At 69.5% G+C, this 11,743-nt stretch carries 9 protein-coding genes; 5 read left to right on the forward strand and 4 right to left on the reverse strand.

Features of this window, described 5'->3' with window-relative positions; all coding sequences use genetic code 11:
• The first annotated feature begins 10 nt into the window (after window positions 1-10).
• Genes BJY22_RS08030 through BJY22_RS08040 form a run of 3 tightly spaced genes read left to right on the forward strand, consistent with a single transcriptional unit; the run spans window position 11 to window position 3,084 of the window.
• Window positions 11-1,090, forward strand: a complete 1,080-nt coding sequence (locus BJY22_RS08030) for a FecCD family ABC transporter permease (protein ID WP_167204895.1) — start codon at window positions 11-13, stop codon at window positions 1,088-1,090.
• Window positions 1,090-2,130 carry a FecCD family ABC transporter permease gene (locus BJY22_RS08035; RefSeq protein ID WP_167204897.1) on the forward strand — a complete coding sequence of 347 codons (1,041 nt, stop codon included), beginning with the start codon at window positions 1,090-1,092 and terminating at the stop codon, window positions 2,128-2,130. The genes BJY22_RS08030 and BJY22_RS08035 overlap by 1 nt, the downstream gene beginning before the upstream one ends.
• Window positions 2,131-2,154: 24 nt before the next feature.
• Window positions 2,155-3,084, forward strand: a complete 930-nt coding sequence (locus tag BJY22_RS08040) for an ABC transporter ATP-binding protein (RefSeq protein ID WP_420371430.1) — start codon at window positions 2,155-2,157, stop codon at window positions 3,082-3,084.
• Here the strand turns inward: BJY22_RS08040 and BJY22_RS08045 are convergent.
• Window positions 3,081-3,791, reverse strand: a complete 711-nt coding sequence (locus BJY22_RS08045; RefSeq protein WP_167204901.1) for an MBL fold metallo-hydrolase — start codon at window positions 3,789-3,791, stop codon at window positions 3,081-3,083. The genes BJY22_RS08040 and BJY22_RS08045 overlap by 4 nt on opposite strands.
• A 63-nt stretch (window positions 3,792-3,854) precedes the next feature.
• Here BJY22_RS08045 and BJY22_RS08050 point away from each other — a divergent pair, with 63 nt between their 5' ends.
• Together BJY22_RS08050 and BJY22_RS08055 are read left to right on the forward strand one after the other, a co-directional pair.
• A complete protein-coding gene (locus tag BJY22_RS08050) occupies window positions 3,855-5,021 on the forward strand; it encodes a M48 family metalloprotease (RefSeq protein ID WP_238350828.1) in 1,167 nt (388 codons plus the stop codon).
• Window positions 5,018-10,084, forward strand: coding sequence for an AAA domain-containing protein (locus BJY22_RS08055; RefSeq protein ID WP_167204905.1), 5,067 nt, complete (start codon window positions 5,018-5,020; stop codon window positions 10,082-10,084). The genes BJY22_RS08050 and BJY22_RS08055 overlap by 4 nt, the downstream gene beginning before the upstream one ends.
• On the opposite strand, the gene BJY22_RS08060 is transcribed toward BJY22_RS08055, so the two are convergent.
• The 3 genes from BJY22_RS08060 to BJY22_RS08070 all read right to left on the reverse strand — a co-directional run bounded on the left by BJY22_RS08060 (window position 10,038) and on the right by BJY22_RS08070 (window position 11,728).
• Window positions 10,038-10,679 carry a DUF2238 domain-containing protein gene (locus BJY22_RS08060; RefSeq protein WP_167204907.1) on the reverse strand — a complete coding sequence of 214 codons (642 nt, stop codon included), beginning with the start codon at window positions 10,677-10,679 and terminating at the stop codon, window positions 10,038-10,040. The two genes, BJY22_RS08055 and BJY22_RS08060, sit on opposite strands and share 47 nt — an antisense overlap.
• Before the next feature lie 65 nt (window positions 10,680-10,744).
• On the reverse strand, window positions 10,745-11,500 hold the full coding sequence (locus tag BJY22_RS08065; protein WP_167204909.1) for a helix-turn-helix domain-containing protein: 756 nt from the start codon (window positions 11,498-11,500) through the stop codon (window positions 10,745-10,747).
• 84 nt (window positions 11,501-11,584) lie between these two features.
• On the reverse strand, window positions 11,585-11,728 hold the full coding sequence (locus tag BJY22_RS08070; RefSeq protein ID WP_167204911.1) for a hypothetical protein: 144 nt from the start codon (window positions 11,726-11,728) through the stop codon (window positions 11,585-11,587).
• Window positions 11,729-11,743 lie beyond the last annotated feature (15 nt).

Consider the following 11,743-nt stretch of genomic DNA (forward strand, 5'->3'; position numbering starts at 1 on the left):
CCAAAGTCCAATGCCCCCGCCCAGTGCCGTCGCATCGGCCGACCCTGACCTCTCCCGTCGTACGGCGCCCGAACGCCCGCGGCGGCGGACGCGGCGTACGACCCTCGTCCTGGGCCTGGTCGGGTGCGTACTCCTGCTGGTCCTGGTGTCGCTGCTCAGCGTCGCGATCGGGTCCAAGCAGATTCCGCTGTCCACGGTGATCGACGCCCTGCGGCACTACAACGAGGCCGACACCGATCATGTGATCGTCCGGTCACTGCGCGTGCCGCGGACGGTGATCGGTCTTCTGGTCGGCGCCGCGCTCGGACTGTCCGGCGCGCTGATGCAGGGCGTGACCCGCAACCCGCTGGCCGATCCGGGCATCCTCGGCGTGAACGGCGGCGCCGCTTTGTTCGTTGTCGGGGGCATCTACTGGTTCGGGTTGTCGTCGCTGACGGCGTACGTCTGGCTCGCCTTCGTCGGCGCGGCCGCGGCGTCGGTCGCCGTCTACTTCCTCGGCTCGCTCGGCCGGGAGGGTGCGACGCCGGTGAAGCTCGCGCTCGCCGGTGCGGCGCTGACCGCGATGCTCGGGTCGTTGACCACGGCGCTCCTGATCGGTGACGTCGACACGTTCGACCAGTTCCGGTTCTGGTCGGTGGGATCGTTCGCCGGCCGCGGTGCGGACATCGCGGAACAGGTCGCGCCGTTCGTCCTGATCGGGATCGTGCTGGCGCTGTTCTGCGGACGGGTGCTGAACGCGATGTCGCTCGGGGACGACGTGGCCAAGTCGCTCGGGCAGCGGGTCGGACTCGCCCGCGTGTTCGTCGCGGTGGTCGTCGTCGTGCTGTGCGGTGCGGCGACCGCGGCGGCCGGACCGATCGGGTTCATCGGGCTGACGATTCCGCACGTGGCGCGACTGGTGACCGGACCCGACTACCGGTGGATCCTGCCGTACTCGATGCTGCTGGCCCCGATCCTGCTGCTCGGCTCGGACGTGATCGGCCGGGTCGTCGCGCTGCCGGGCGAACTGCAGGTCGGCATCGTCACCGCGGTCCTGGGTGCTCCGTTCTTCATTGTCCTGGTACGCCGCCGGAAGCTGGCCGATCTGTGATGACGACCGCCGAAGCAGTTCACGTCATCGCGCGCGCCCGTGCGGCGCGGCAGGCCCGTACCGTCGTGGTGATCGCCGTCCTCGCCGTCGTGGTGTTCGCGACCTTCTGCGTCTCGCTGTCGCTGGGTGACTTCAAGATCCCGGTGCTCGACGTGGTGAAGACGCTGTTCGGCGGCGGCGACCGGGCGACCGAGTTCATCGTGAACCGGTTGCGGTTGCCCAGGGCACTGACCGGTCTGCTCGTCGGCGCGGCGCTCGGCCTGTCGGGCGCGATCTTCCAGAGCATCGCCCGCAACCCGCTGGCCAGTCCGGACATCATCGGCGTGACGTACGGCGCCAGCGCGTTCGCCGTGTTCGCGATCGTGACGCTCGGACTCACGGGCGTCGCGGTGTCGGCGCTCGCGATCGTCGGCGCGGTGCTGACCGCTTTCATCATGTACGTGCTGGCGTGGCGGCACGGGGTGTCGAGTTACCGGTTGATCCTGATCGGGATCGGCATCGGTGCGATCGCCACGAGCATCACGTCGTACCTGTTGACCAAGGCGCGGGTGGAGATCGCGCAGCAGGCGCTGATCTGGCTGACCGGGAGCCTGAACGGGCGGGACTGGTCGAACGTGCGGTCGCTCGCGATCACGTTCGTCGTGCTGCTGCCGTTCATGATCTTCCTGGTGCAGCAGTTGCGGATCCTGCAGCTCGGCGACGAGACGGCGTACGGACTGGGGTTGCGGGTCGAGACGTCGCGGCTCGGCCTGATCGTGATCGCCGTCCTGCTGGCCGCCGTGGCGACGGCGGCGGCCGGGCCGATCGGGTTCGTGGCGTTCGTGGCGCCGCCGATCGCGCGGCGGCTGACCCGGTCGCCGGGGCCGGCGATGATCGTGTCCGGTCTGCTCGGGGCGCTGGTGGTGGCGTTGTCGGATCTGGTCGCGCAGCACGCCTTCGGAGACACGCAGTTGCCGGTCGGTGTGGTGACCGGCGTGGTCGGTGCGCCGTACCTGATGTTCTTGCTGGCGCGAGCCAACCGGGTCGGAAGTGGTGGCTGAGAGATGGAGAACGCTGTGGAACCCTTGATCCAGCACACGACCCCGCACAGCCTCGCAGCTGACGGGCTCGCGGTCGGCTACGACCAGCGGGAGATCATCCACGACCTGTCGGTGCGGATCCCGACCGGGAAGATCACGGTCATCGTCGGCGCCAACGCGTGCGGCAAGTCGACGCTGCTGAAGACCCTCGCGCGGCTGCTGAAGCCGTCGCGCGGGTCGGTGCTGCTGGACGGGAAGAGCATCCAGCAGATCCCGACGCGGGAGGTGGCGACCAAGCTCGGCCTGCTGCCGCAGTCGCCGACCGCGCCGGAGGGGATCACGGTCGCGGACCTAGTCGGGCGTGGGCGGTACCCGCGGACGCGGTGGATCCGGCAGTGGTCGAAGGAGGACGACGCGGCGGTCGCGGAGGCGATGACCTCGACGGATGTGCTGTCGATCGCGGACCGGCCGATCGACGAGCTGTCCGGCGGTCAGCGGCAGCGGGTGTGGATCGCGATGGCGCTCGCGCAGGACACCGACATCCTGCTGCTGGACGAGCCGACGACGTTCCTGGACCTGACGCACCAGTTCGAGGTGCTCGATCTGCTCGTCGATCTGAACAAGTCCGACGACCGGACGATCGTGCTCGTACTGCACGACCTGAACCAGGCCTGCCGGTTCGGCGACCACCTGATCGCGATGAAGGACGGCGCGATCGTTGCTGAGGGCAACCCGTCGGAGGTGATCACCGAGGACGTCGTGCAGGACGTGTTCGGGCTGGCCGTCAAGGTCGTGCCGGACCCGGTCGCGGGGACGCCGATGGTCGTGCCGATCGGCCGGCACACGACCGTGCAGGACAAGACTCTTCAGGACAAGACGGAACAGGACGCGCGGCCCAGGACAAGTCCCGCTGCCGCGGCGTTGGCCGCCAGTGCAGCGGCCAACGGGGTCTGCCGCCCCATGGACAATCCCTAGAGCCGCAGTCCGTCGTACGCCACTGTCCAGTCGCTGAGGTCAGCTGCCAGCGCGGTCGGCGACAGGTGCGTGAGGACCAGTTGTTTGCACGTGAACCTGGCCCGGTGCTCTTTCAGGGTGGCGAGATCCAGGTGCCAGCGGATCGGGGCCGGGCTGTAGCCCTCGCAGAGGAAGAGGTCGACGCCGTCCGCCGCGTCGAGCAGTGCGTCTGTCCACTCGGTGTCGCCTGAGTAGGCGATCGACCGGCCCGCTGTGCGGAGCTTCACGGCGTACGCCGGGGCGCCGGATGCGTGCCGTACCTCGTACGGCGTGATCGTCAGCTCGCCGAGTTGTTGTGGACGGCGGTCGGTGTGTTCGAGGACGTGGACGTCGAAGCGGCGTCGTACCTCGGACGAGCCGGGGTACAGCGTCTCCATGGCGACTTGGAGGCGATCGCGGGTGCCGGGCGGACCGACGACGGTCAGGTCCTCGGTGCGGCGGCGGAACTGGCCGTCCAGGATGAGGAACGGCAGTCCGCCGAAGTGATCGCCGTGCAGGTGGGTGATCACGATCGTGCGGATGTCGTTCGGGTCCAGGGACTGCTGCCGGAGCGCGGTCAGGCTGGTCGCGCCGCAGTCGACGAGGGTCTGCGAGCCGACCGCGATACAGGTCTGGAAACGCCCGCCCGACCCGAACGCGTCTCCACTGCCAACGATGGTCACGTCCACTTGTCCACAGTGACAGAAGTCTGAGATCGGTTTTCGTCGGCGAGGGTGGCTATCGTGGCGGGCATGTTGTCGGCGCTCGGGTATCACCGGTCCGTCCTGGCGGTTGTCCGCCGGGTGGACGAGCGTGCCTGGACGGCGTTGCACGGTGGGCCCGAGGGATCGCTCGACGAGGTGCTGCTGCGGAATGCGTACCGCTTGGAGCCCTCCGCACATCCCGCCGTCTTCCGGGCGGGGGAGCGGGCGGCCGCGGCGCTGGAGCTGGACGCGGACATCGACTACTACCAGGTGAGCGGCGAGCCGAATGCGTCGTACCTGCATCAGGCCGGCAAGGCGGTGATCCTCTTCCAAGGTGCGTTGCTCGACCGGCTCGACGAGGACGAGTTGACGGCGGTGATCGGGCACGAGTTGGCGCACCGGCTGTTGTGGCAGGCCGAGGACGGTGGGTACCTGGCCGTCGATCGGCTGCTCGACGCCGCGGCGGGTGACGCCCGGACGCCGTCGCAGTACCTCGAGACGCATCGGCGCTGGTCGCTCGCGACGGAGCTGTTCGCGGACCGGGGTGCACTCACGGCGTGTGGTGATTTGAGTACGACGATTCGCGCGCTCCTGAAGCTGGAAACGGGACTGAGTACGGCGGATCCCGCGGCGTACCTGCGTCAGGCGGACTCACTGGATCTCCGGTCGGGCAGCCGGGGTACGTCGCATCCGGAGGCGGTCGGACGCGCGTGGGCGTTGAAGAACTGGCTCGCCGATGAAGACGTCGAGGTGCTCGTCACCGGGCCGCTCGACGTCGACGCGCCGGATCTGCTCGACGCGGTGCTGTTGCGTGAGCTGAGCCGGGACTTCGCCGCCGCGATCGCGCACACGGAGGGGCTGCGGACCGATGCGATCGCCACGGCGGCCGCTGGTTTCGCGGATCCGCCGGGGCCGCTCGGTGTGCCTGGCGGAGCGGTGCGTTTCGACGAGCCGTTGGCGGTTCGTCCTGTGGACGGAGCGCCCCTGCCGCGACCGCGACCGTTGGCCCCGGCGACGATCCGGTACCTGTGCTATCTGCTGCTCGACCTCGCGACGGCTGATCCTGAGGCCGGGGACGCTGGGCTGGTCGCGTCGTTGGCCGTCGCTCGACGGTCGGGTCTGCCGGGGTACGTCGACATCGCGGACGACGAGCTCGGGTGGAGCGACAAGCAGCGGGCGCGGTTCGTGCAGGCTGCCGCGGAGGTGGCCGGATGAGCGCCGAGGATCTCGTCGCGCTGGCTGTCTCGCAGGGCGGGCTGGGCAACGACGCTCTGCTCGCGGCTGTGCTTCCGCTGTTCCACGAGACGGCGGCCGTGCACGAGCGCGGGCTGGTCGCGCCGCTGCGCGGTCTGGATCGGCTCGTGGTCGATGAGCAGAGCCGGCTGGGGTTCGCGCCCGAGGACGCGGGCCGGCCGACGCTCGCCACGCAGGAGGTCGATGCGCGGCAGGGGAAGCGCCCGTCGGCGGTCGAGGTGGTCGCCCATCGGCAGACCGACCTCGATCTCGGCGAGGGCGGTGGCCGCGAGGAGACCGCCGTACCCGAGCCGCTTCCGGAGGCGATCAAGGCGCCGACGCTGGTGGCGGGCTGGCAGAGCTGGGAGCACGTGGTCGGTCATCACGACCAGCTCACCGATATCTTCAGCCTGGGGCAGTTGCTGCTCGCGCTCGGCTGTGGTCTCGATCTGTCCCGGACGGCGGACGTCGCGACGCTGATCGATGCCCGCGGCAACTTGTACCGGCTGGACCCTGACCTGCATCCGGTGATCGTCTCGGTCGCCGCCCAGATGGCCGAGCCGGATCGGCATCGGCGCGCGCAGGACCTGCACTCGCTGATCGAGCAGCTCGAGAACTACCGCGATCAGCCGCTCGACTTCGACGTCGAGGCGATCGTCCAGGGCGTCGCGGACCGGCGTACGGCGGTGCTCGGCGCGCTCCGCGACCGGCTCTTCGACCTCTCCCGGCGGAACCGGCTGATCAACTTCCGCCCGACCGCGCAGACGCTGAACCTCACCGAGGTGTCGGTGCCGCTGATGCTCGACGTCCGGACGATCCGCGCGGAGCAGCTCTTCACCTGGCGGGACGACCTGGCGGAGCAGCTGCTGAAGAAGGCGCAGCCGCTCGGCAAGTGGATCCGGTACGACGAGGCGCCGTACGCCGCGAACACGTTGGACAAGCTGATCTCGACGGCCCGCCGGGACAAGGCCGACTACGGGCAGGACCAGTTACGGCTGGTGCCTGCGTTCCTGCGGTGGCACGACCTGAAGAACGACCGGGACACGCGGCTCGCCTCACCGTTGGTGCTCGCGAAGGTGGAGCTGACGAAGAAACGCGGTGTGCGGGACTCGTACACGTTGCGCGTCACGGATCCGGTCGCGGAGGTCAATCCGACGTTGCGGCACAGTCTGCGGCAGCTGTACGGGATCTCGTTGCCGGAGACTGTGGATCTGTCGGTGCCGGGTGCGCTGCGTGAGCTGCACGAGCGGCTGGCGAAGGAGATCCAGGCGACCGAGCCGGGGCTGCAGTTGCACCTGCGGGAGAAACCGCGGATCGATCTGGTGCGGCAACGGGCGATGACGCGGTTGCGGACGTACAACCGGCGGCGGCGCGGGGACCTGGCGACCGGGTTCGGCGGGCGGCAGTACCCGTACTCGTACCGGCGTACGGACTATCAGCCGCTGGGCGTGCAGATCTTCCGGGCGCAGATCGCGCAGCAGACGCTGCCGTTAGGGATCGCGCTCGGGGAGGAGCCGCGGCGGCCGGCGGCGCTCGAGACCGACGTGTACTCGCTCGACACCGAGGGCGGGCCGTACTCGTGGGACGTCGACCTGTGCGCGGTCTCGCTGGCGAACTTCAACTACCGGACGCTCGGTCTGGTGCGCGACTACGACGAGCTGCTGACGAGTGGGGCGTCGGCGCCGTCGTTCGACCAGCTGTTCTCGGACCGGCCGCGGCCGGTGGGGAGTGCGCTGCCGGAGCTGCCACCGGGCGAGCGGAATCTGGTGGTGCCGGCGGACGGGTCGCAGGTCGCGGCGATCGCGCGGGCCCGGCGTGGCGAGAGCTTCGTGATCCAGGGACCGCCGGGGACGGGGAAGTCGCAGACGATCACCAACTTGATCGCGGACTTCGTCGCGCGCGGGAAACGGGTGCTCTTCGTGTGTCAGAAGCGGGCCGCGTTGGACGTTGTGCACGCACGGTTGGCGAGTCGGCGGCTGGACGGGCTGTGTGCGCTGATCCATGACTCGCAGGGGGACAAGAAGGCGTTCGTGCATGGTCTGCGGGAGACGTACGAGGCCTGGCTGTCCGCCGAGGATGATCTGGACGAGCTGACCACCCGCCGCGCCGAGCTCGTCGGACGAGTCGACCGCCTGCTCGCAACCGTCGACGCCTTCGAACAGCAGTTGGGCGACGGGACTCCTCGCCTACGCGACATCATCAACCGCCTCGCCGAGCTACAGGAATACGCCTGGAGTTCCGGTGATGGGGCGCTTCCTGGGGTTGGGGAGTGGTGGGAGGCGCGCGAGCGGGTGCGGGAGGCGGCTCGGGCGCTGGCTGCTGCGGATCCGGTGACTGGTGGGGTGCTGGCACGGAGTTCGCTGGCGTTTCTCGCGCGCTGGGACGACTCCGACCTGGCCGCCTCCGCCCGGGAGCTCCGCGGGCGCTGGGACGCGGTGGCAGCCGCTCTCGCGCCCCTGCGTCCCGCTGACGACTCGACGGCCGCCGAGTCCCCAACAGCCGACGCGGCGCACATACCCGCGACTGGTGTGGCTGCTGGTGTAGGTGTGCGCGAGGTTCGGGGGCTGGCTCGGCTTGGGCGGTTGTTGGAGCCCTTGGCCGCGCGGGATCGGGAGGAGGCGATCGTGCCGCGGTCGGCTGCGGCTCGGGAGTTGGCGGCGGTCACGGAGGAGCGGAAGAAGCTGGTTGCTGCCGAGCGTGCTGCCTGGAAGGAGGCGGCAGGCTGGCAGGAGCCGTTGGCGGCCGCGGACGCTCGTTCGGCATTGAAGGTTGCTCAGAGCAAGGAAGGCGGAGCGTTCTCCTTCCTCAGCGGGGACTGGCGCCGCGTGAAGAACCTTGTCCGTTCCCGCTTCGACAGCACGACCCGCGCCGTCCAGCCGTCCGTCACCGAGATCCTCATCGACCTGGTCGCGGCCCACTCCGCGACAGCCGCCGTCCAGGACCACACCGAACAGACCCGCCGCGACTGGTCCGCCGACGACCCGCGCGAGCTGATCGACCGCCTCGCCGAAGCCCGCAAGACCGTCCCCGACTGGCGCCTCGCCCTGAACGACGGCGCCACCACCCAGCTCTCACGTCTCGCCGACGCCCTGGACGACGCCGCGGCCGCATCCCAGGACCTGCTGGCCGAGCACTGGGACACGCTGACAGTAGATGCCCTCCGCGACCTGACGGATCGCCTCGCCGCCGAGAGCCCCGTCGTACGCACTGTCGGTCCCAAACTCCGCGAATTGGCTGACGCCTCGCCACCCGTCCTGACCGCTCTGCGGCGCCTCGATGCCACCCCCGACCAGCTCGAGTACGCCGTCTGCGCAGCGGAATGGGAACGCGCCCGCTCCGCCGCGCCGTTGCAACTCTCCTCAGCGCGCGTCGACGCAATCGTCGGCGAGCTGGGCATGGTGTACGACGACCTGACCGAGCTCAACGCACAAGTCGTCGTCGCGCAGGTACGCCGCCGCTTCCTGGCCGAGGTCGCGCATTCCGAGCGCAGCGTGACCGGGATGTCGCCGGAGGATCGCGAACGCAAGAAGACGTTCGCGACCGGCCGGCGCGAGCTGGAGCACGAGTTCGGCAAGGTCATGCGGTACCGGTCGATCCGCGATCTCGCCTCCGGCGCGCCCGGCGAGGTGGTGTCCGTGCTGCGGCCGGTGTGGTTGATGAGCCCGTCCTCGGTCTCGGACACGTTGCCGCTGACAACGTCGTTCGACGTCGTGGTGTACGACGAGGCGAGCCAGATCCCCGTGGAGGAGGCGATCCCGGCGTTGCACCGGGCGCCGCAGCTGATCGTTGTCGGCGACCAGATGCAGCTGCCGCCGACGCAGTACTTCCGGGTGCGCAGCGAGTCCGATGATCTCCAGCCGGACGACGAGGCGGCCGAGCAGGTCGGGATCGCGTTGACCGAGGACAGCTTCCTCTCGATCAGCGCGCTGCGGCTGGCGTCGACGATGCTGACCTGGCACTACCGGAGCCGTTCGGAGGCGTTGATCTCGTTCAGCAACGCGGCGTTCTACCAGGGCAAGCTCGCCACAGTCCCCGACCGGTTGCCGCCGCACGCCGCGCCGCCGTGGACGCTGCAGTCCGACTCCCCGGTGGACGAGGTGTGCGACAGCGTCCTGGCCGGCAGCATCACGGCGGTGCAGCTCGTCGACGGGGTGTACGCACGACGTACCAATCCGGCCGAGGCGCGGTGGATCGCGTCGCTGGTGCGGGAGTTGCTGGTTCGCCGGACCGGGAAGAGTCTGGGGATCGTGGCGTTCTCCGAGGCGCAGCAGGGCGAGATCGAGCGAGCACTGGACGAGCTCGCCGAGAGCGATCCGTCGTTCGCGGCGCTGTACGAGGCGGAGCAGGTGCGTACGCACGGCGAGCAGGACGCCGGGCTGTTCGTGAAGAACCTGGAGAACGTGCAGGGCGACGAGCGGGACATCGTCCTGATGAGCGTCTGCTACGCGGCCGGTCCGGACGGCCGGATGCTGATGAACTTCGGCCCGATCAACACCTCAGGTGGCGAGAAGCGGCTGAACGTGATCTTCAGCCGTGCGCGCGAACACATGGTCGTCGTCAGCAGCATCGAGCCGGATGCGATCACCAACACCTACAACGACGGCGCGAACACGCTGCGAAGGTTCCTGGGGTACGCCGCCGCGGTCTCGCGAGGCGATCAGGCCGCCGCCAAGTCCGCGCTGGCGTCGTACAGCCTGAGATCCACGCCCGCTGCCGAGCGACGCCCCATGCCGGTCATCGATCAGCTCGCCGCCGCTCTGGAGGCACGCGGTGTGGAGGTGGACCTCGCGGTGGGCGAGTCCGTCTTCCGCTGCGACCTCGCCCTCAAGCTTCCCGGTGACACCGGCCACCGTCTCGCCGTACTCGTCGACACGCCTGATCGGGTGGCCGCTGACACGCTCCTGGAGCGACTCACCACGCACCCGAGTGCGCTCACCACGACCGGCTGGCGGGTGCACCACGTCCTGACCACTGACTGGGCCCGCTCACCCGATGCCGTCACCGACCATCTTCTGGAAGCCCTGAATCGCCCGGTCGACGGTTAGGGACTGTCGCCCGGGCAACGATCAGGCCGGCGAGCAGGGCGCCGAGCGTGCCGAAGGCGAGGTCGCCGAGGGTGTCGGTGTAGGCGGTCTGGAGTTCGGGGGAGCTGCGGACGAAGGCGACGTACTCACCGACCTCCCACACGACGGCGGCCGTGGTGCCGAAACCGAGCGCTGTGAAGGTGGTGACCGCCCGCGAGAGGTCGCGAGGTGCGAACGCCAGCAGCACGCCCGCGGTGAGGAAGCCCCAGAGGACGAAATGCATCGCGTCGTCCCACCAGTCCACGGTGTCGAAGAGATCGAGCCGGTTGCCGATCAGATCGATCAGCCACGGCAGCGTCATCAGCAGATCAGCCGCCCACGGGAAGCTTCGGTGCAGTGAGCTGCGCGTGCGTCCGTACGCCCACCACCACAGCGGCAGGACCATCCCGCCGATCGGGTACACGACCAGCCGCGCCGTCGACGCCTTTCCCTTGATTCCGCTGAGATCAGGCCAGATCAGTGCCGCGAGCAACAGCCCCAGCAGCAGGATCTTCGCCGCCAAGGCGCAGTACCGCGTCCAGCTGACCCGCAGAGCGGGTGCCGATCTCACAGCCATCGTCGTCATACCACCCAGTCAATCCGCTCACCCCGAAGCGGCGGATGAGTACAACTACGCGAACGTTAGACGCCCAGCCAACCGCGGCGGGAGGCTTCGTGGCCGAGTTGGAAGCGGGTGACGACCTGGGCGCGGTCCATGAGCTGGCTGACGCGGCGTTGGACGGTGCGCAGCGACATGCCGAGTTGGCCGCCGATCGCCTGGTCGGTGAGGCCGGCGAGCAGGAGGGTGAGGATGCGGGCGTCGACGTCGTCGAGACGGTCCGCGGCGAGCTCGGTGGCGCCCTCGTCGGTGGGGAGTACTTCGTTCGCCCCCGCCCAGACCAGCTCGAACAGGTGCAGCAGTGCGTCCAGCAGACCGGACGGGTGGACGAGCAACGCCCCACCGGCGGAATCGGCCGCAGTAGGTGCTAGCGGCAACAACGCGAGCGCCCGGTCGGCGACCACCAACCGGAGCGGCAGATCGCCGGTGACCCGGATCTGCTCGCCGGCCTTGAGCGACTCGGCGACCAGGTCGACGAAACCGGGCTTGGCGAACGCCGCCCGCTCCACGACAACCCGGTAGGTCACGCCCCGCGCCAGCGCCGCGTCCTCGTCCACGTTCTCGTCGGCAGACACGACCGCGACCGAGGCTTTCACCAGCGCCAGTACTTCGTTCGACGCCCCACGCTGCATCTGGCCGAACCGTTGCGCGACCGCCTGCGCGCCGCGAACCACTTCGATCACGTCGGTGTCGGAGCGGTCCGCCATCACGCCGCGGTACTGCTCGGCGAGTCGCCCGAGCTCGAGCTGGGCCCGCCGGATCTCCTCCTGGCGTTGCACGATCAGCGATCCGAGCGCCAGCGCCGGCGGCGACGCGACGAAGTGCCCCGGCGTCGCGGTGGACCGCGCGACCAGGCCCTTCTCCTAGAGCCCGTCGAGCGCGGCGGCGAGGTCGCTCATCTCGACCCGCAGCGACGCCGCCAGCTCCTCCACCGACTCCGAGGGCAGCGTGATCAGACGCCGGTAGGCACCTTCCTCGATCGCATCCAGTCCCAGCACGTCGAGCATCGTGCGCTCCTTCGA

This window comes from Kribbella shirazensis, from assembly GCF_011761605.1.
Lineage (GTDB): Bacteria > Actinomycetota > Actinomycetes > Propionibacteriales > Kribbellaceae > Kribbella > Kribbella shirazensis.